Here is a 20,121-nt window from a genome sequence, read left to right on the forward strand (position 1 = left end):
CGCCGGGGCCCCGTCCGCCGAAGGGCCCCCGGGTGGCCCCCTCCACGCCCCGGCCGACCGGATCAGCCGGCCGCCGCGCTCCCGAGCAGTTCCTCGATCCGGGTCAGCTCGTCGCCGGTGAAGTCCAGGTTCCGTACGGTCTCGACGCTGTTCTCCAGCTGGGCGACGCTGCTGGCGCCGACGACGGCGGAGGTGATCCGGCCGCCGCGCAGCACCCAGGCCAGGGCCAGCTGGGCGAGGGACTGGCCGCGCTCCCTCGCGAGGGCGTCCAGGGCGCGCAGCCGCTCCACCAGCGCGGGGGTGACCGAGTCGGGGGTCAGGAAGGGGCTGTCGCCCGCCGCCCGGGAGCCGGCCGGGATGCCGCTCAGATAGCGGTCGGTCAGGAGGCCCTGCTCCAGCGGGGAGTAGGCGATGGAGCCGACGCCCAGCTCGTCGAGCACGTCCGGCAGCCCTTCCTCCTCCACCCGGCGGTCGAGCATCGAGTAGCGGGGCTGGTGGATGAGGAGCGGAGTGCCGAGGTCCCTCAGGATCGCGGCGGCCTGGCGGGTCTGCTCGGCTGAGTAGTTGGACAGCCCGGCGTAGAGCGCCTTGCCCTGGTGCACGGCGGTGGCGAGCGCGCCCATCGTCTCTTCGAGGGGGGTCTCGGGGTCGGGCCGGTGCGAGTAGAAGACGTCGACGTACTCGACGCCGAGACGCTCCAGGCTCCGGTCGAGCGAGGAGAGCAGGTACTTGCGCGAGCCCCACTCCCCGTACGGCCCGTCCCCCATCCGGTAGCCGGCCTTGGTGGAGATGACGAGCTCGTCGCGCAGCCGGGCGAAGTCCGTGGCCAGGGCGCGGCCGAGGGTGAGTTCGGCGGAGCCGGGCGGCGGGCCGTAGTTGTTGGCCAGGTCGAAGTGCGTGATGCCGAGGTCGAAGGCGCGGCGCAGGATGCGGCCCTGCTCCTCCGGGGCCCGGTCGCCCCCGAAGTTGTGCCAGAGGCCGAGGGAGAGCGCGGGCAGCAGCAGACCGCTGCGGCCGGTACGCCGGTAGGGCATGACGGAGTAGCGGTCGGGGGACGGCAGGTACATGGGTGTGCTCCGCGGGAGAGAGGGGCCGGCGCGTGGGTCTCCAGACTTCCTCAGATGAATCCAGCGGTCCAACAGAAGATTTAGCTCGCATTCATCGTCTAGATTGCTCAATCATGGAACTGCGTCAACTGGAGCGCTTCGTGGCGGTGGCCGAGGAAGCGCACTTCACCCGCGCCGCCGAGCGCCTCGCCGTCTCCCAGTCAGGGCTCTCCGCCTCCGTACGGGCGCTGGAGCAGGAGTTGCGGACCCCTCTGTTCAGCCGCACCACGCGCACGGTCCGGCTCACCGACGCGGGGCGGGCGCTGCTGGTGGAGGCGGAGCGCACGCTGGCGGCGGCGCGGGCGGCACGGAACGCGGTCGACGCCGTGAGAGGGCTGCTGCGCGGGACGCTCACCGTGGGGGTCGAGCAGTGCGTGGCGGGGGTGAGCCCGGCGCGGTTGCTGGCGGCGTTCCACCGGGAGCATCCGCAGATGGAGCTGCGGCTGCGGCAGGAGGGCACGAGCAGTCTGCTGGACGGGGTGGCCGGGGGCCGGCTGGACCTGGCGTTCGCCGCCACGGTCAGCCCGGTGGAGTGGCGCGGTGAGCTGCTGCCGCTGGCCCGGGAGCCCATGGTGCTGCTGTGCGCGGCGGGGCATGTGTTCGCCGACCGGGCCGCGGTGGGGTGGGAGGAGCTGTCGGGGGCGTCGTTCATCGACTTCCACCCGGACTGGGGGCCTCGGCGCGCCGCCGACGGCGCCTTCGCGGCGGCGGGGGCGCGGCGGACGGTGGGGCTGGAGGTCAACGACGTGCACAGCCTCCTGGAGCTGGTGCAGGAGGGGCTGGGCATCGCGGTGGTGCCGCACCACTTCTCCCGCAAGCCGGAGGCCGCCGGGCTGGTCACGGTGGAGCTGGCTGGCGGGCGCCGGCCGATGTACGAGAGCGTGGCGGTGCTTCCGGCGCCTGCGGGGGCCGGACCGGGGGCGCGGGCGCTGATGCGGCTGCTGCGGGAGGACGCCGACGCGCGCTGAGCCCTGACGGCCGCCGCCGCACCGCCCCGCCGCCGGACTTCGCGCGTGGACGGCGGCGGCAGCGGCGGTCCCCGGAGTCAGTCCTCGTGACCGAGCCGGAGGTCGTGCTCGGTCCCTTGGCCGCCCGCGACCCGGAGCACGGTGGCGACCGGCGGATATCCGGCGGCGATCACGGTGTACTCGCCGGACGACAGGTCGACGAACCGGAACGATCCGTCGGGCCCGGTGGTGAGGGTGTCCACGACGTTGCCCATGGCGTCCAGCAGGGTGACGCGGGCGTCCTCGACGGGCCGCCCGCCGGTGGCCCGGACGACGCCGCGCAGGACGGAACCGCCCGCCAGCTCGACGTCCTGCCGGGTCTCGCGGCCGGCCTGGACGGCGACCGGGTGGGCGGCGGGGCGGAAGCCGGGGGCGCCGGCGGCCAGGGTGTACTCGCCCGCGACGAGTTCGCCGATGACGTAGCCGCCCTCCGCTCCGGTGCGGGCGGAGGCGACGACCTCGCCCCGTACGTCGGTGACGGTGACGGCCGCGTCCCGGACCGGGGCGCCTTCGGCGGTGAGGACGGTCCCGGCGAGCCGTCCGGCGCCGCCGAGCACCACGTCCAGCTCGACCGGGCGCTCCCCCACGGTGACGCTGACCGCCTGCGGCTGGTGTCCGCCGGCGGCGGCGATCAGGACGTAGGAGCCGGCGCCGGGCACGCTCAGCGCGTACCGGCCGCCCGCGTCGCTCGCGCCGCGCCCGACCTGCCGGCCCTGGACGTCGATGAGAGTGAGGGCGGCCCGGGGGACCGCGGAGCCGTCGGGGTGCTGGACGCCGCCGTGGACCGGAACGCCGGGGAGGCGCTCGGGGCCGGGCGGGGCGGGGTCGAGGCGGGCGGCCGGGATCTGCGCCGTCTCGGTGGCTGCTTCGGGGCTGTGGTGGGACACCAGCGGTTTCTCCTTGAGGAAGAAGGCGAGGACCAGTCCGAGGACGAGCACCGGCACCAGGTAGAGGAAGATGCGCGGCATCGCGTCGACGTACGCCTGGATGTACGCGTCGCGCAGCGCGGGCTCCATCGCGTGGACGACCTGCGGGGTGATCGATTCGGGGGCGGGCAGCTCCGCTCCGGCGGGCAGCCGCACGTCGAGGGCGTCGGCGAGCCGCCCGGCGAAGAGGGTGCCGAAGACCGCCGCGCCGACGCTGCCGCCGATCTGCCGGAAGTAGTTGTTGGCGCTGGTGGCGGTGCCGAGGTCGGTGGGGCGCACGGAGTTCTGCACGGCGAGCACGAGGACCGACATGACCAGGCCGATGCCGATGCCGAGTACGGCCTGCCAGAGGCTGTACGCGAGCCGGGATGTGCCCGCCTCTGACAGCGAGAGCAGGGCCATGCCGACCACGGAGAGGGCGCTGCCGACGATCGGGTAGATCCGGTAGCGGCCGGTGCGGGTGATGAGGCGGCCGGAGACGACGGACCCGCCGACGATGCCCAGCATCATCGGGAGCATGAGCAGGCCGGATTCGGTGGCGCTGGCGCCGTCGACCATCTGGAGGTAGGTGGGCAGGTAGCTGGCGGCGCCGAAGAGAGCGATGCCGATGACCGCCCCGATGAGACCCGTGACGTTGAAGACCGGGTCACGAAACAGCCGCAGCGGGATGACCGGTTCGGCCGCCCGGTGTTCGGCGGCGACGAAGAGCAGGGTGGTGACGACCGCTCCGGCCGTCAGCCCGAGGATGGTGGCCGAGCCCCAGGCGTATTCGGTGCCGCCCCAGCTGGTGACCAGCACCAGGCAGGTCGAAGCGGCGGCCAGCAGGACCGCGCCGAGGATGTCGAGCCGGGGCCGGGCGGCGGGCTTGGGCAGCTTGAGGACGACGGCGATGACGGCGAGGGTGACCAGGCCGAAGGGCACGTTGATGTAGAAGCACCAGCGCCAGGAGGCGTGGTCGGTGAAGAAGCCGCCGAGCAGGGGCCCGGCCACGGAGGCGAGGCCGAAGACGGCGCCGAGGAGGCCCATGTAACGGCCGCGCTCGCGGGCCGGGACGATGTCCGCGATGATCGCCTGGACGCCGATCATGAGGCCGCCGCCGCCGATGCCCTGGATCGCGCGGAAGGCGATCAGCTCGTCCATGGTGCGCGACCAGCCCGCGAGCGCGGAGCCGATGACGAACACGACGATGGCGAACTGGAAGACGCCCTTGCGGCCGAAGAGGTCGCCGAGCTTTCCGTAGAGCGGCAGGCCGATGGTGGAGGCGAGGAGGTAGGCGGTGACCGCCCAGGACATCTTCTCCAGGCCGTGCAGTTCACCGACGATCCTGGGCAGGGCGGTGGCGACGATCATCTGGTCGAGCGCCGCGAGCAGCAGGGTCAGCATCAGCCCGAGGAAGACCACGCGGATCTTGCGGGGGCTGAACTCCTCTGCGCCGGGCCCGAGTTCCGTCGGCCGGCCCGGCGGGGGCTGCTCGGGCGGGGTGCTCGCCGTCGAGGCGTCCGGTGCCGTGCCGCCCGCCCGCGTGCCGTCCGGCTCGTCCTTCACCAGGGTGACTCCGCCCACCACGTCACGCTCCCCTCGTCGCACCATGCGCCGCCCATTTCTCGCACCGTGCGGCGAGGCGGGGCAAACGTGACGAGGGGCGCACAGGGCGCATAGGGAGGGCTTATGCGCCGGTGGGAGCCGCTGCGGCGCACGGCGGGCCCCTCCGGAAGACCACCCGTTCCGGTGAGGCCGGCCGTCGCGCACGACCGGAGTGTTCGAACCCCGGCGCGGGGAGGTTACTTCTCCGTCTCGGCGGCGAGGTTCTGGAGCAGTTCGTCGTAGATCCGGCCGAGGCCCTTGGGGGCGAAGGTCCGCTCGAAGAATCCGCCGATGCCGCCCGCCCCGTCCCAGACGGTCGTCACGACGGCCTTGGACCTGCCCTCACCGGCCGGAGTGACGATCCAGGTGGTGACCATGGAGGAGTTGCGGTCCTTCTCGACGAGCTGCCCGTCCGTCGGCTCGGTGACCTCCAGCAGACAGTCGCGGACCCGCTTGCTGGTCGCCTGGAGCTTCCAGTGGACGACGGTGCCCTCGCCGTCGCCGCCCTCGCGGACCTCGTACTCGCTGAAGTGCCCGGTCAGCACCTTGCCGCGGACGTTCTTGTAGTCGGCCAGCGCGTCGAACACCGCCTCCGCGTCCGCCGCGATGATCCGCTCCGTCGTGGCTTCGACCTGCGCCATGGCTCTTCCTCCAGCAGTCGGTTGTTCGGTGGGCGAGCTGAGCCAACCACCTGGGGCACAGCCGCTCAAAATCGGGCTCGGCGAGCGGCTCGCACGATCAAGGGAACAAGTGTTCTATTCTGTTGCCAGGGCTATCGAGGAGGCGTCCATGCGCTGGGACAATCTGGCCGACAACGGCTCGACGGCCGGGAGCAGCGCGCTCTTCGCCGCGGACGCGGTGACCACGCGCACGTTCGACACCCCCGAGTTCCGGGGGATCACCTTCCACGAGGTCCGGGCCCGCTCGATCCTGAACCGGGTGCCCGGGGCGTCGAGGATGCCGTTCGAGTGGACGGTCAACCCGTACCGGGGCTGCACGCACGCCTGCGTGTACTGCTTCGCCCGCAGGACCCACAGCTATCTGGACCTGGACACCGGCGTCGGCTTCGACTCCCAGATCGTCGTCAAGGTCAACGCGGCCGGCCTGCTCCGGCGGGAGCTGGCCTCCCCGCACTGGCGGGGCGAGCACGTGGCGATGGGCACCAACGTCGACTGCTACCAGAGGGCGGAGGGCCGCTACCGGTTGATGCCGGACATCATCGGCGCGCTGCGCGAGCGGGCGAACCCCTTCTCGATCCTGACCAAGGGCACGCTGATCCTCCGGGACCTGGAGCTGCTGCGGCAGGCCGCAGAGGTCACCGAGATCGGCGTCTCCCTCTCCGTGGGCTTCACCGACCGGGAGCTGTGGCGGACGGTCGAGCCGGGCGCGCCCTCCCCCGAACGCCGCCTGGACGTCGTACGCGCCCTCACCGACGCCGGGATCGGCTGCTCGGTCCTGATGGCCCCGGTGATCCCGTTCCTCGGCGACTCCCCGGAGCAACTGCGCGCCACCGTCGCGGCCGTCGCCGCCGCCGGGGCCTCCTCCGTGACCCCGCTCGTCCTGCACCTGCGCCCCGGCGCACGCGAGTGGTACCTGCACTGGCTGGGCCGGCGCCATCCGCACCTGGTGCCGCGCTACGAGCGGATGTACGCGGACGGGGCGTACGCCCCCACCTGGTACCAGCGCAGGATCACGCGCCAGGTCCACGAACTGGCGGACGAGTTCGGCATCGGGCCGGCGCGCCGCGGCGAGGCGCGGCGGGCCGCGGCGGCGCCGCCCCCGGACGCCCCGGAGCCCGGCGGCCCCACCCAGCTGACCCTCCTGTAACCCGCGCCGAGGAGGCCGCACCCGGGCCCGCGGCGCTTCCCGTAGGGCCGATGGCGTGACCGCGGGGCGCGAGACCCGCGCGGAGGGGCGCTGTCGGCGGCCGGGTCGGGGACCATGCGGCGGGGGCCGGCGATCCGGCGCCGCGCCCCCGTCACCGCCGGGAGGCTCCATGACGAAACGTGCAGCAATTCTGGTCGCCGTCGGGGCGACGGTCGCGGGCCTGCTGGCCGCCGGGCCCGCCCCGGCCGCCGCCACGGGGGCGAGCGCGCCGCCCGTCCCCGAGGCGCGGTGGGCCGACTGCCCGACAGAGGACTATCCGCGACTGCAGTGCGCCAAGGTCCGCGTCCCGCTGGACCACGCCCGCCCCACGGGCCGTCACATCACCCTGGCGCTGTCCCGCGTCCCGCACACCGCGAAGACCTTCCAGGGCCCGCTGCTGGTCAACCCGGGCGGCCCCGGGGGCAGCGGCCTGTCGATGGCGGGTTTCGTCGCCTCCTCGCTGCCGCGCGAGGTCGCCGCCCAGTACGACGTGATCGGCTTCGACCCCCGCGGCGTCGGCAGGAGCACCCCGGCCCTGGACTGCCTGCCCGGCCACTTCGACCCGGTGCGCCCCGCCTCGGTGCCGGGCCTCTCCCGGCAGGAACGGATCAACCGCGACCGGGCGGAGGCCTTCGCCCGCGCGTGCGGGGAGAAGCACGGCGACGTGCTGCCGTATCTGGACACGGTCAGCGCGGCCCGGGACCTGGACGTGATCCGCCGGGCACTGGGCGCTGAGCGGATCAACTACTTCGGCTACTCCTACGGCACCTACCTCGGCGCCGTCTACGCGAAGCTGCACCCCCAGCGCGTGCGCCGCCTGGTCCTGGACTCGGTCGTCGACCCGGACGGCGTCTGGTACGAGGGCAACCTCGGGCAGGACCACGCGTTCGACGACCGCCACAAGGCCTTCTCCGCCTGGGTCGCGAAGCACGACGCCGCGTACGGGCTGGGCTCCGACCCGGCCCGCGTCGAGGCCGCCTGGTACCGGATGCGGGCGGACGTGGCGCGGGAGCCCGCGGGCGGCACGGTCGGCGCGGGCGAGCTGGAGGACGCCTTCCTGCCCGGCGGGTACTACAACGGCTACTGGCCCTATCTCGCCGAGGCCTTCGCCGCGTACGTCAAGGACGGGGACGCCGAGGCGCTGGTGGAGGTGTACGAGGACTTCGGCGCGGTCGACGCGAGCGGCGACAACGGATACTCGGTCTACGCGGCCGTCCAGTGCCGCGACGCCGCCTGGCCCCGGCACTGGAGCACCTGGCGCAACGACAGCCGCCGCATCCACGCCCAGGCGCCGTTCATCACCTGGAACAACACCTGGTACAACGCGCCGTGCGCCCACTGGCCGGTGGGCCCCCTGCGCCCGCCCCGGGTCGCCAACGACGCACTGCCGCCCGCGCTCCTCCTCCAGGCCACCGGCGACGCGGCGACCCCGTACGGCGGCGCGGTCAGCATGAAGCGCAAGCTCCGGGGCTCCAGCCTCGTCGTGGAGGAGGGCGGCGGCAACCACGGCATCGCCCTGAGCGGAAACGACTGCCTGGACCGGCATCTGACGGCCTATCTGACCGACGGGACCGTGCCGCGGGGCCACGGCGAGGCGGACGCGGTCTGCGCGGCCCTGCCGGACCCGAAGCCACTGCCCGCGGCGAAGGCGGCGGCCCAGTCGGTGGACGGCAGCGAGGGCAGCCGGCTGCACGGCCTGCTCGGCTTCCGCCGCTGAGCCGCTGGCCCGCCCCGACCCCGGTCGGCGGGCGCCGCGCCGCTCACTCCCCCGGCAACCGCCCGAGCGCCTCCGCCGCCGCCCCGCCGAGGCGCGGGTGCGCGAGGGCGGCGGTGAGGACCGCGCGGGCCCGGTCGTCGGCAAGATGGCCCAGGCCCTCCACGCAGGCCAGGGCCACCCGCCAGTGGGGTTCGCCGGGGGCCAGCAGGCGTTGGAGGGTGGCGATCAGGGCGGGGGCCGACTCGGGGGCCCGCAGGGCGGCGAGCAGGCGCACCGGGTGCAGGGCGTAGGCGGTGCGCAGGCTGTTCGTGGCGAGGGCGGCGGCCGCACGGGGAGTGCGGGGGTCGCCGAGCCGGACCAGGGCGTGGGCGGCGGAGACGCAGCGCTCGGCATCACGGTGGTTGAGCAGCAGCACGAGCGGCTCGAAGGCCCGGCGGTCGCCCGCGCAGCCGAGCCGGAACGCGGCCGTCTCGCGCGCCCACAGGGGCTGGCGCGGCTCGGTCAGCACGCGGGCGAGTTCCTCCGCGTCCTCGGTGGCGACGAGTCGGCCGTACAGCGGCGCGCCGGCCGCCTCGGGCTCCAGCCGGTCCACGAGCGAACGGAACTCCTCATCCATGACGCTCAGCGTATCGGTGGGCGCCGACGGCGCGGGCCGGGTCGTCGGGACCGGCCCTCCGAAGGCCGATGTGGTCCAGCACACAAAGGTCCGGGGGTGGCGCGCTCGTTACCCGCCAGTTAATCTCATCTGAGCGGGGCCCACTCCCCGCAAGCTCCGGTGGCCTGGTGACGCAGCCGTCCGGAGTGCCTGTCGGTTCGGCTTTTCTGTGCGACGCGGCTTCGGGACAGAGCCCGTCACTTTCCGACCGGGCGCGCGTCAGCGGCCCCGCGTCGTGCTTCTCGCCACTCACTTCCGCACGCTCCGCGCCGCCTTTCTCCCGTGGCCGCGCCGACCGTGCTCCCTCAGCCGTCACTCACCCTGGAGTCCCGTGATGGACACCCCTCTCAGCACCATCGCCGTCGTCGGCCTCGGCACCATGGGCGCCGGCATCGCCGAGGTCCTGGCCCTGGCGGGCCGCGAGGTCATCGGCATCGACATCAGCGAGGCGGCCGCCCGGCAGGCCGTCGCCTCCCTCGAAGCGTCCACCGCGCGGGCCGTAGAGCGCGGGCGGATCACCGCGCGGGAGCGCGGCGCGGCCCTCGCCCGGTTCCGCACGTCCGACGACCTGCGGACCGCCGCGGCGGCAGAGCTGGTCATCGAGGTGGTGCCGGAGACGTACGAGACCAAGCAGCAGGTCTTCCGGGAGCTGGACGCGATCGTCTCCCCCACCGCGATCCTGGCCACCGGCACCAACGCCCTCTCTGTGACCCGGCTCGCCGCCGAGTCGCAGCACCCGGAGCGGGTGCTCGGCATGCACTTCTTCAATCCCGCCCCCGCGATGAAGCTGGTCGAGGTGGTCTCCTCCGTGCTGACCGCGCCGCCCGCCGTCGAGGCCGTCACCCGGCTGGCGCGGGAGCTCGGCAAGGAGCCGGTCGCGGTCGGCGACCGGCCCGGCTTCGTCGCGGACGGGCTGCTCTTCGGCTACCTCAACCAGGCCGCGGCGATGTACGAGGCGAACTACGCCTCCCGCGAGGACATCGACGCCGCGATGAAGCTGGGCTGCGGGCTGCCGATGGGCCCCCTCGCCCTGCTGGACCTGATCGGCGTCGACACCGCCCGCACGGTCCTGGAAGCCATGTACGCCTCGTCCCACGACCGGCTGCACGCCCCGGCCCCCGTGCTCGGCCAGCTCAGCGCGGCCGGTCTGACCGGGCGCAAGGCGGGCCGCGGCTTCTACACGTACGACGCCCCCGGCGGCCAGGAGGCGGTGCCCGACGCGCTCACCCCGGCGGCGGACACCGCCTGCGGAGCCGGGCGCGATGTGGCGTCCGTCGGGGTCGCGGGCTCCGGCACCATGGCCTCGGGGATCGCGGAGGTCTTCGCGAAGGCCGGATACGGCGTCGTGCTGGCGGCCAGGAGCCAGGAGAAGGCCGACCTCGCCAAGGGCCGGGTCGCGAAGTCGCTGGAGCGCTCGGTGGCCAAGGGCCGGCTCACCGCCGACGCCCGGGACGAGACGCTGGCCCGGATCACGGCGGCCGGTTCGCTGGAGGCGTTCGCCGGGGTCGACCTGGCCGTAGAGGCGGTCGCGGAGGACCTGGAGATCAAGCAGCAGCTGTTCGCGGCCCTGGACAAGGTCTGCCGGCCGGGCGCGGTGCTCGCCACCACCACCTCCTCGCTGCCGGTCGTGGCGATCGCCCGCGCGACCGCGCGTCCCGAGGACGTGATCGGGATGCACTTCTTCAACCCGGCGCCCGCGATGAAGCTGGTGGAGGTGGTCCGCACCGTCCTGACCGCCGACGAGGTGCACGCGACGGTCCGCGCGGTGTGCGCGAAGATCCGCAAGCATCCGGTGGACTGCGGGGACCGGGCCGGGTTCATCGTGAACGCGCTGCTGTTCCCCTACCTCAACAACGCGATCAAGATGGTGGGGGAGCACTACGCCTCGCTGGACGACATCGACGCGGCGATGAAGCTGGGCGGGGGCTACCCGATGGGCCCGTTCGAACTGCTCGACGTCGTCGGCCTGGACGTCTCGCTCGCCATCGAGAAGGTGCTGCACCGGGAGTTCCGCGACCCGGGCCTCGCCCCGGCGCCGCTGCTGGAGCACCTGGTGGCCGCGGGCTGTCTCGGCCGCAAGACGGGGCGCGGCTTCCGCGAGTATGCCCGTCGCTGACCCGGGGGCCGGGTGGGGCGGGCTGCTGGGACCCTCCGGCGGCCCGCCCCCGCAGGCGCGCTCTCCCGCACCGATGAGTTACGTTCACTCCATGTCCCAGCCCGCCAAGTCACCCCGTGCCACCGCCGCGCCCGACGCCCCGGAGACCACCGCGGGGGCCCGTGCCGCCGCCCAGCGGCTCAAGATGCGCCGCGAACTGGCCGCCGCGGCGATGGAGCTCTTCGCCACCAAGGGTTACGAGGCGACGACCGTCGACGAGATCGCGGGCGCCGCGGGCGTCGCCCGGCGGACCTTCTTCCGGCACTTCCGCTCCAAGGAAGAGGCCATCTTCCCCGACCACGACGACACCCTGGTCAGGGCAGAGGCGGTCCTGAACGCGGCCCCCGCGCACGAGCATCCGCTCGACACCGTCTGCCGCGGCATCAAGGAAGTCATGAAGATGTACGCGGCCAAGCCCGCGGTCTCCGTGGCCCGTTACAAACTGACCCGTGAGGTGCCGACCCTCCGCGAGGCCGAGATCGCGTCGGTGGCCCGCTACGAGCGGCTGTTCACCCGTTATCTGCTGGGCCACTTCGACGAGCGCGACCACCAGGTGGGCAACGACGACCCGTTGCTGGCGGAGGTCGCCGCCTCCGCCGTGGTCACCGCGCACAACCACGTGCTGCGGCGGTGGCTGCGGGCCGGCGGCCAGGGCGATGTGGAGGCCCAGCTGGACCGCGCCTTCGCCATCGTGCGCGACACCTTCGGGTCGGGCATCGGGGCCGGCCGCAGCGCCCAGGCGGAGCCCGAGCGGGCCCCGGCCGCGACCGTCGCGGCGGAGGGCGAGGTGCTCGTCGCGGTGGCCCGCACCGACGCCCCGCTGGACGAGGTCATGCGGACGATCCAGCAGGCGCTGAAGGTCCGCTGAGGGCCCGGCGCCTCAGCGGACCGGGGTGTCGTCCGCCGCGGGCCGCCCGGCCGCCTCCCAGGGCGGCGGCGCCCCGCCCTCGCTCCAGGCGGCGAGCTCGCGTGGGCCGACGCACAGGATGCCGCACCGGTCCGCGTAGTCGACGGCGGGCTCGGTGAAGCCGCCGGTGCTGACGACGACCGCGACGTCCGCCCCGTGCACGGCGTAGCAGGTGCCCCCGAAGCGCTGGAGATCCTGCGATCCGGCCCTGTTCTCCGGCCCGTAGCGTTTGCACTGGACGACCAGGCGGCGTCCGTCCGGGGTCGTGGCCAGAACGTCGGCCCCCAGGTCCCCCGCTCCGCCCACCACCTCGGCGTCCCCGCAGCCGTCGCGGCGGCAGAGTTCGGCCACCGCCTCCTCGAAGGCGTCCGGGTCGAGGGCCGCGTAATTGACCGGGCCGGCGCCCCTGGACGGCCCCCAGGCCCTCTTCTCCTCCCCGGGGCCCTCCTCCGCACGGGCGGCTTCGGCCGCGTCCAGCTCCGCCAGGCCGGCGTCGACGATCCCGTACGCCGCGTCGGTGACGGCCGCCGCGACCCTCCGGGCCCGACGGCGGCGGCGCAGCACGACGAGGGCGACGGCCACCGGCAGGAGCAGGAGCACGGCGGCGAGGGGCCGGTGCCCGACGCTGCGCCACACGGCCCGCAGCGCCGTGCCGCCGCCTACGAGGAGCAGGGCGATCAGGGCGAAGCCCAGGGCGGTGCGGCGGAGGTCGAAACCGGCTCGACGCTTGCGGGCTTCCCGTCCGCGGGTCGGTATCGGCATCGGTTCCCACCCCTGTTCTCCGGTCTTCTCCAAGATCACTTGTTCGTCTGCCCCGAGTCGGCCGTTCGACGCGTCCGGTCCGCGCCGCGGGGCACGGGGCGGCCGAAATCCGTTGGTCGCCCGGGGGGCGGGCGTGCTGAGGTGCGCGCATGCGAACCACGGAGATACGCGCCCTGTTCGACCACGAGATGCGGGAGCACGCCCGCCCCGACGGGCCCGGCGTCCGCGTCGAGCGCACCGGCCCCCTCGTGCGCCAGGTGGGCGGCCCGAACGACTGGAACGGGGTCGTGTGGTCGGCCCCCGAGCTGGACGCCGACGGGGCGAACGCGGCGATCTCGGCCCAGATCGAGCACTACACCGCCCTGGGCCACGGAGAGTTCGAGTGGAAGCTGTACGCCCATGACCGGCCGGCCGATCTGGGCGACCGGCTGCGGGCCGCCGGCTTCGTGCCGCACCCGCCGGAGACCCTGCTCGTCGCGTCCGTCCGGGCCCTGACCGCCGCCACGGGAGCGGTGGAGCTGCCCGCGGGCGTGCGACTGCGCCGGGTGAACGACGCCGCGGGGGCCGAGCTGATGGCGCTGGTCCACGAGCGGGCGTTCGGCACGGACGCGAGCCGGCTGCGCCATCAGGTGCTGGCACGGCTGGAGCAGGCGCCGGACGACTTCGCGGCGGTGGTGGCGCTGGCCGACGGGGAGCCGGTCAGCGCGGCCCGGATGGAGCTGTGGCCGGGCACGGGCTTCGCCGGGCTCTGGGGCGGCGGCACGGTGGCCGCCTGGCGGGGCCGGGGGCTCTACCGCGCCCTGGTGGCGCACCGCGCCGCGATCGCGGCCGAACGCGGCTACCGGTATCTCCAGGTCGACGCGACGGGCCTCTCCGCCCCGATCCTGGCCCGGCTCGGTTTCACAGCGATCAGCACGACGACTCCGTACGTGTACCGCTCTGCCCGGTGACCGCACCACCAACAAGACAGAAGCACACATAAGACCCATCGTGATGCTCATGCGTGCCCACGAGATGACAAGTGAGAGAAATTGTTGGCACTCGGTGCCTTGTCAGGTGTCACGGAGTGCCATACGTTGAAGGTGTCCGGGCGGTCGGCGTGCTGAGACCTCACACGTACGCCGACTGTCCCCGCAACCACCGTGCTGCGCGCCCGGACGCCTGCGTCACAGGCACCCTTCTGCTCCACCGAGCAAGCCCCGCATCACCCGCCGAACCGACGGCAACACCTCCACACCGCACACTTCCTGCTCCGCAGGGCCCCTCAAGCGTTCCCTCGACGCCGCATCACCGGAGGCAACACCGTGAAGGAAATCCTGGACGCGATCCAATCGCGGACCGAAGCGAAGGGCGGCTCCGCCGCGGCCACCGCCGCGGACTTCGCGGCCCTGCCCCTCCCCGAGTCCTATCGCGCGGTCACCGTGCACAAGGACGAGACGGAGATGTTCGCGGGCCTCGAAACCCGTGACAAGGACCCCCGCAAGTCGATCCACCTGGACGACGTCCCGGTCCCCGAACTGGGCCCCGGCGAGGCCCTGGTCGCCGTCATGGCCAGTTCGGTGAACTACAACTCCGTCTGGACCTCGATCTTCGAGCCGGTGTCCACGTTCAGCTTCCTGGAGCGCTACGGCAGGCTCAGCGAGCTGACCAAGCGCCACGACCTGCCCTACCACATCATCGGCTCCGACCTGGCGGGCGTCGTCCTGCGCACCGGCCCCGGCGTGAACGCCTGGAACCCGGGCGACGAGGTCGTCGCGCACTGCCTGTCCGTCGAGCTGGAGTCCTCCGACGGGCACAACGACACGATGCTCGACCCCGAGCAGCGGATCTGGGGCTTCGAGACGAACTTCGGCGGACTCGCCGAGATCGCGCTCGTCAAGTCCAACCAGCTCATGCCCAAGCCCCAGCACCTGAGCTGGGAGGAGGCCGCGGCTCCGGGCCTGGTCAACTCCACCGCGTACCGCCAGCTCGTCTCGCGCAACGGCGCGGGCATGAAGCAGGGCGACAACGTGCTGATCTGGGGCGCCAGCGGCGGGCTCGGCTCCTACGCCACCCAGTTCGCGCTGGCCGGCGGCGCCAACCCGATCTGCGTGGTCTCCAGTCCGGAGAAGGCCGACATCTGCCGCGCCATGGGCGCGGACGCGGTGATCGACCGCAACGCCGAGGGCTACAGGTTCTGGAAGGACGAGCACACCCAGGACCCCAAGGAGTGGAAGCGGCTCGGCAAGCGCATCCGCGAGCTGACCGGCGGCGAGGACGTGGACATCGTCTTCGAGCACCCCGGCCGCGAGACCTTCGGCGCGAGCGTCTACGTCACCCGCAAGGGCGGCACCATCGTCACCTGCGCCTCCACCTCGGGATACAACCACGAGTACGACAACCGCTACCTGTGGATGTCGCTCAAGCGGATCATCGGCTCCCACTTCGCCAACTACCGCGAGGCATGGGAGGCGAACCGGCTGATCGCCAAGGGCAGGATCCACCCGACCCTCTCCAAGGTCTACTCCCTCCAGGACACCGGTCAGGCCGCGTACGACGTCCACCGCAACCTGCACCAGGGCAAGGTCGGCGTCCTGGCGCTGGCCCCCCGTGAGGGCATGGGCGTGCGCGACCAGGAACTGCGCGAACAGCACATCGACGCCATCAACCGCTTCCGCGACGTCTGAGGTTCCGCGATGAACGAACGTCAGAAGGACCGGCCCTGGCTCATGCGGACGTACGCCGGCCACTCGACCGCCGAAGCGTCCAACGAGCTGTACCGCCGCAACCTCGCCAAGGGCCAGACGGGTCTGTCGGTCGCCTTCGATCTGCCGACGCAGACCGGGTACGACCCCGACCACATCCTCGCCCGCGGCGAGGTGGGCCGCGTCGGCGTTCCCGTCTCGCACCTCGGTGACATGCGCCGGCTGTTCCAGGACATCCCCCTGGAGCAGATGAACACCTCGATGACGATCAACGCGACCGCCATGTGGCTCCTGGCGCTCTACCAGGTGGTCGCGGAGGAGCAGGGGGCCGACCCCACCAGGCTCCAGGGGACCACGCAGAACGACATCGTGAAGGAGTACCTCTCGCGCGGGACGCATGTGTTCCCGCCGGTGCCCTCGCTGCGGCTGACCACCGACATGATCACGTACACGGTCAACCGCATCCCCAAGTGGAACCCGATCAACATCTGCAGCTACCACCTCCAGGAGGCGGGGGCCACCCCGGTCCAGGAGATCGCGTACGCCATGTCGACCGCCGTCGCGGTGCTCGACGCGGTCCGCGACTCGGGCCAGGTGCCCCGGGAGAAGTTCGGCGACGTGGTCGCCCGGATCTCGTTCTTCGTGAACGCGGGCGTCCGCTTCGTCGAGGAGATGTGCAAGATGCGGGCCTTCGGCCGCATCTGGGACCAGGTCACCCGGGAGCGCTACGGCGTCGAGAACCCCAAGCAGCGGCGGTTCCGCTACGGCGTCCAGGTCAACTCCCTGGGCCTGACAGAGGCGCAGCCGGAGAACAACGTCCAGCGCATCGTCCTGGAGATGCTGGCCGTCACCCTGTCCAAGGACGCCCGCGCCCGCGCGGTGCAGCTGCCCGCGTGGAACGAGGCGCTGGGGCTGCCCCGCCCCTGGGACCAGCAGTGGTCGCTGCGCATCCAGCAGGTGCTGGCGCACGAGAGCGATCTGTTGGAGTACGAGGACCTCTTCGCCGGCTCGCACGTCGTCGAGGCCAAGGTCGCCGCCCTGGTCGAGGAGTCGCTGGCGGAGATGGAGCGGATCGAGCGGATGGGCGGCGCGATGGCCGCCGTCGAGTCCGGCTATCTGAAGTCCGAGCTGGTCTCCTCGCACGCCGCGCGGCGGGCCCGGATCGAATCGGGCGAGGAGAAGATCGTCGGCGTCAACGTCTACGAGAGCACCGAGCCCAGCCCGCTCACCGCGGACCTGGACGGCGCGATCATGACGGTCGATCCCGAGAACGAGGCACGGGTCGTCGCCGCGCTGCACGAGTGGCGGGACAACCGCGACGAGGCCCGCGCCACCGAGGCGCTGGCAGCGCTGAAGAAGACCGCGGCGGGCGCCGGCAACCTGATGGAGGCCACCGTCGAGTGCGCCCGCGCCGGCGTCACCACCGGCGAGTGGTCCTGGGCGCTGCGGGACGTCTTCGGCGAGTTCCGCGCGCCCACCGGGGTCTCCTCGGCGCCGGTGGCGGTCACCGCGGAGGCGGGCACCCCGCTGGCGCTGGTCCGCGAGAAGGTCGCCCGTACCGCGGCGGACCTCGGGGCGGGGCGGCTGCGCCTGCTGGTCGGCAAGCCGGGCCTGGACGGGCACTCCAACGGCGCGGAGCAGATCGCCGTACGGGCCAGGGACGCCGGCTTCGAGGTGGTCTACCAGGGCATCCGGCTGACCCCCGAGCAGATCACCGACGCGGCGGTCGCCGAGGACGTGCACTGCGTGGGCCTGTCGATCCTGTCCGGTTCGCACGCGGAGCTGGTGCCCGACGTGCTGCACCGGTTGCGCGAGGCCGGGGCCCCGGACATCCCGGTGATCGCCGGCGGCATCATCCCGCCGGCCGACGCCGCCGCACTGATCGAAGCCGGAGTGGCCGCCGTCTTCACCCCGAAGGACTTCGGCATCACCGAGATCATCGGCCGTATCGTCGACGAGATCCGGAAAGCGAACACGCTCGACCCTCTGGAGGTCCCCGCATGACCACGCCCACCCCGTCCGTGAACCGGCTGCGGCCCCGTCGCTCGTGCCTGGCCGTGCCGGGCTCCAACCCGCGCTTCCTGGAGAAGGCCCAGGGCCTCCCGGCCGACCAGGTCTTCCTGGACCTGGAGGACGCCTGCGCGCCGCTCGCCAAGGAGGGCGCCCGCCACACCATCGTGGACGCGCTGAACAACGGTGACTGGAGCGGCAAGACCCGGGTCGTGCGGGTCAACGACTGGACGACGCACTGGACGTACCGGGACGTCATCACGGTCGTCGAGGGCGCGGGGCCCAACCTCGACTGCATCATGCTGCCGAAGGTCCAGGACGCCCAGCAGGTCGTGGCCCTGGACCTGCTGCTGACCCAGATCGAGAAGACGATGGGCTTCGAGGCCGGGAGGATCGGCATCGAGGCGCAGATCGAGAACGCCAAGGGCCTGGTGAACATCGACGACATCGCCGCCGCCTCGCCCCGGCTGGAGACGCTGATCTTCGGCCCGGCCGACTTCATGGCCTCGATCAACATGAAGACCCTGGTGGTCGGACAGCAGCCGCCCGGCTACCCGGCGGACGCCTACCACTACATCCTGATGCGCATCCTGATGGCGGCCCGCGCCCACGACCTCCAGGCGATCGACGGCCCGTTCCTCCAGATCCGCGACGTGGACGCCTACCGCGAGGTGGCCGGCCGCGCCGCCGCCCTCGGCTTCGACGGCAAGTGGGTGCTGCACCCCGGCCAGGTCGACGCGGCCAACGAGGTGTTCTCGCCCTCCCAGGAGGACTACGACCACGCCGAGCTGATCCTCGACGCCTACGACTGGTGCACCTCGGAGGAGGGCGGCAGGAAGGGCTCCGCGATGCTCGGCGACGAGATGATCGACGAGGCCAGCCGCAAGATGGCCCTGGTGATCGCGGGCAAGGGGCGGGCCGCCGGCATGCGGCGCACATCCAAGTTCGAAGCCCCGGAGGCCTGACCATGCAGTTCGGACGCACATACGAGGAGTTCGAGGTCGGCGCCGTCTACAAGCACTGGCCGGGAAAGACGGTCACGGAATACGACGACCACCTCTTCTGCCTGCTGACCATGAACCACCACCCGCTGCACATGGACAGCAACTACGCCGAGAGCACGACCGACTTCGGCAGGAACGTGGTCGTCGGCAACTACGTCTACTCGCTGCTGCTGGGCATGTCGGTGCCGGACGTCTCCGGGAAGGCCATCGCCAACCTGGAGGTCGAGTCGCTCAAGCACATCGCGCCGACCTTCCACGGCGACACGATCTACGGCGAGACGACCGTGCTGGACAAGACGCCGTCGAAGTCCAAGCACGACCGCGGCATCGTGTACGTCGAGACCAGGGGTTACAAGCAGGACGGCACCGTGGTCTGCGTGTTCCGCCGCAAGGTGATGGTCCCCACCGCGACGTACGTCCAGGAGCGCGGCGGCGAGCAGCCCGGCCGCCCGACCCCTTCCAATTAGCCGTGTGAAGCCTTAAGGCCATCCGCGTGAAGCCACAGGAGAAGCAGCCATGACGCGACTCGCCCAGACCGCCGGTCTGAACGACATCCAGCGGGAGATCCTCGCCACGGTACGGGACTTCGTCGACAAGGAGATCATCCCGGTCGCGACCGGGCTGGAGCACCGCGACGAGTACCCCACGGAGATCGTCGAGGGGCTCAAGGAGCTCGGCCTGTTCGGGCTGATGATCCCGGAGGAGTACGGGGGCCTGGGCGAGTCACTGCTCACCTACGCCCTGTGCGTGGAGGAGATCGCCCGGGGCTGGATGAGCGTGTCGGGCATCATCAACACGCACTTCATCGTGGCCTACATGCTCAAGCAGCACGGCACGCAGGAACAGAAGGACACGTTCCTGCCGCGGATGGCGCTCGGCGAGGTGCGGGGGGCGTTCTCGATGTCCGAGCCGGCGCTCGGCTCCGACGTCTCGGCGATCGCGTCGAAGGGCGTGAAGGACGGCGAGGAGTACGTGCTCAACGGCCAGAAGATGTGGCTGACGAACGGCGGCACGTCCACGCTGGTGGCCGTTCTGTGCCGAAGTGACGAACGACACCCCGAGGGCACGGCGCCGCACAAGTCCATGACGACCTTCCTGGTGGAGAAGGAGCCGGGATTCGGAGAGGTCCGGCCGGGTCTGACCATCCCCGGGAAGATCGACAAGATGGGCTACAAGGGCGTCGACACGACCGAGCTCATCATGGACGACCTGCGTATTCCGGCCAATCGCGTCCTCGGGGGCACGACCGGCCGGGGCTTTTACCAAATGATGGACGGTGTCGAGGTCGGCCGGGTGAATGTCGCGGCACGTGGTTGCGGTGTCGCGCAACGTGCGTTCGAGCTGGGCGTTTCCTATGCCCAGCAGCGCCACACCTTCGGCAAGCCGATCGCCCAGCACCAGGCGATCCAGTTCAAACTGGCCGAAATGGCCACCAAGGTCGAAGCCGCTCATGCGATGATGGTCAATGCGGCACGCAAAAAGGACTCCGGGGAACGAAACGACCTGGAGGCAGGGATGGCGAAGTACCTCGCCTCCGAGTACTGCAAGGAAGTCGTCGAGGACGCCTTCCGCATCCACGGCGGTTACGGCTTCTCCAAGGAGTACGAGATCGAGCGCCTCTACCGCGAGGCCCCGATGCTGCTGATCGGCGAGGGTACCGCCGAGATCCAGAAAATGATCATTGGCCGACGCCTCCTGGAGGAGTACCGATTCCAGGGCTGATTGTCCCCTTTGAGGT

At 72.1% G+C, this 20,121-nt stretch carries 16 protein-coding genes; 11 read left to right on the plus strand and 5 right to left on the minus strand.

The window, feature by feature from the left end; all coding sequences use genetic code 11:
* Positions 1–62 precede the first annotated feature (62 nt).
* Entirely contained in the window at positions 63–1,067 is a 1,005-nt protein-coding gene (locus tag V9U70_RS05500; protein ID WP_336673307.1) for an aldo/keto reductase, read from the minus strand.
* Positions 1,068–1,180: 113 nt separating this feature from the next.
* Here V9U70_RS05500 and V9U70_RS05505 point away from each other — a divergent pair, with 113 nt between their 5' ends.
* Complete coding sequence (locus V9U70_RS05505) at positions 1,181–2,074, plus strand: LysR family transcriptional regulator (RefSeq protein ID WP_336673308.1); 894 nt, start codon at positions 1,181–1,183, stop codon at positions 2,072–2,074.
* Between the two features lie 77 nt (positions 2,075–2,151).
* Here V9U70_RS05505 and V9U70_RS05510 read toward each other — a convergent pair whose 3' ends face one another.
* Positions 2,152–4,605 (minus strand): MFS transporter, encoded by a 2,454-nt coding sequence (locus V9U70_RS05510; protein ID WP_336673370.1) that lies wholly within the window; start codon positions 4,603–4,605, stop codon positions 2,152–2,154.
* Between the two features lie 215 nt (positions 4,606–4,820).
* The gene (locus V9U70_RS05515; RefSeq protein WP_336673309.1) at positions 4,821–5,264 is read right to left on the minus strand and encodes an SRPBCC family protein; all 444 of its coding nucleotides are present in this window, start codon (positions 5,262–5,264) and stop codon (positions 4,821–4,823) included.
* A 148-nt stretch (positions 5,265–5,412) separates the two neighbouring features.
* On the opposite strand from V9U70_RS05515, the gene V9U70_RS05520 reads away from it, so the two are divergent.
* Positions 5,413–6,450, plus strand: coding sequence for an Rv2578c family radical SAM protein (locus V9U70_RS05520; RefSeq protein ID WP_336673310.1), 1,038 nt, complete (start codon positions 5,413–5,415; stop codon positions 6,448–6,450).
* 169 nt (positions 6,451–6,619) lie between these two features.
* Complete coding sequence (locus V9U70_RS05525; RefSeq protein ID WP_336673311.1) at positions 6,620–8,206, plus strand: alpha/beta hydrolase; 1,587 nt, start codon at positions 6,620–6,622, stop codon at positions 8,204–8,206.
* A 43-nt stretch (positions 8,207–8,249) separates the two neighbouring features.
* On the opposite strand, the gene V9U70_RS05530 is transcribed toward V9U70_RS05525, so the two are convergent.
* Complete coding sequence (locus tag V9U70_RS05530) at positions 8,250–8,822, minus strand: adenylosuccinate lyase (protein ID WP_336673312.1); 573 nt, start codon at positions 8,820–8,822, stop codon at positions 8,250–8,252.
* Positions 8,823–9,195: 373 nt separating this feature from the next.
* Between V9U70_RS05530 and V9U70_RS05535 the strand changes: the two genes are divergently transcribed.
* The gene (locus V9U70_RS05535; RefSeq protein ID WP_336673313.1) at positions 9,196–10,977 is read left to right on the plus strand and encodes a 3-hydroxyacyl-CoA dehydrogenase family protein; all 1,782 of its coding nucleotides are present in this window, start codon (positions 9,196–9,198) and stop codon (positions 10,975–10,977) included.
* A 91-nt stretch (positions 10,978–11,068) separates the two neighbouring features.
* Positions 11,069–11,884 carry a TetR family transcriptional regulator gene (locus tag V9U70_RS05540; RefSeq protein ID WP_336673314.1) on the plus strand — a complete coding sequence of 272 codons (816 nt, stop codon included), beginning with the start codon at positions 11,069–11,071 and terminating at the stop codon, positions 11,882–11,884.
* A 12-nt stretch (positions 11,885–11,896) separates the two neighbouring features.
* On the opposite strand, the gene V9U70_RS05545 is transcribed toward V9U70_RS05540, so the two are convergent.
* Positions 11,897–12,685 (minus strand): restriction endonuclease, encoded by a 789-nt coding sequence (locus tag V9U70_RS05545; protein ID WP_336673315.1) that lies wholly within the window; start codon positions 12,683–12,685, stop codon positions 11,897–11,899.
* Between the two features lie 149 nt (positions 12,686–12,834).
* Here V9U70_RS05545 and V9U70_RS05550 point away from each other — a divergent pair, with 149 nt between their 5' ends.
* From V9U70_RS05550 to V9U70_RS05575, 6 genes are all read left to right on the plus strand, one after another.
* The gene (locus V9U70_RS05550; RefSeq protein WP_336673316.1) at positions 12,835–13,635 is read left to right on the plus strand and encodes a GNAT family N-acetyltransferase; all 801 of its coding nucleotides are present in this window, start codon (positions 12,835–12,837) and stop codon (positions 13,633–13,635) included.
* Positions 13,636–13,989: 354 nt separating this feature from the next.
* Positions 13,990–15,351: a crotonyl-CoA carboxylase/reductase gene (ccrA, locus tag V9U70_RS05555; RefSeq protein ID WP_336673317.1), complete on the plus strand. Its 1,362-nt coding sequence runs from the start codon at positions 13,990–13,992 to the stop codon at positions 15,349–15,351.
* A gap of 9 nt (positions 15,352–15,360) precedes the next feature.
* A complete protein-coding gene (locus tag V9U70_RS05560; RefSeq protein ID WP_336673318.1) occupies positions 15,361–17,373 on the plus strand; it encodes a protein meaA in 2,013 nt (670 codons plus the stop codon).
* The gene (locus tag V9U70_RS05565; protein WP_336673319.1) at positions 17,370–18,344 is read left to right on the plus strand and encodes an HpcH/HpaI aldolase/citrate lyase family protein; all 975 of its coding nucleotides are present in this window, start codon (positions 17,370–17,372) and stop codon (positions 18,342–18,344) included. Before V9U70_RS05560 ends, V9U70_RS05565 begins: the two co-directional genes overlap by 4 nt.
* 2 nt (positions 18,345–18,346) lie before the next feature.
* Positions 18,347–18,850 carry a MaoC family dehydratase gene (locus V9U70_RS05570; RefSeq protein WP_336673320.1) on the plus strand — a complete coding sequence of 168 codons (504 nt, stop codon included), beginning with the start codon at positions 18,347–18,349 and terminating at the stop codon, positions 18,848–18,850.
* 49 nt (positions 18,851–18,899) lie between these two features.
* The gene (locus V9U70_RS05575) at positions 18,900–20,105 is read left to right on the plus strand and encodes an acyl-CoA dehydrogenase family protein (RefSeq protein WP_336673321.1); all 1,206 of its coding nucleotides are present in this window, start codon (positions 18,900–18,902) and stop codon (positions 20,103–20,105) included.
* Positions 20,106–20,121 lie beyond the last annotated feature (16 nt).

This window comes from Streptomyces pratensis, from assembly GCF_037137275.1.
GTDB lineage: Bacteria > Actinomycetota > Actinomycetes > Streptomycetales > Streptomycetaceae > Streptomyces > Streptomyces pratensis_B.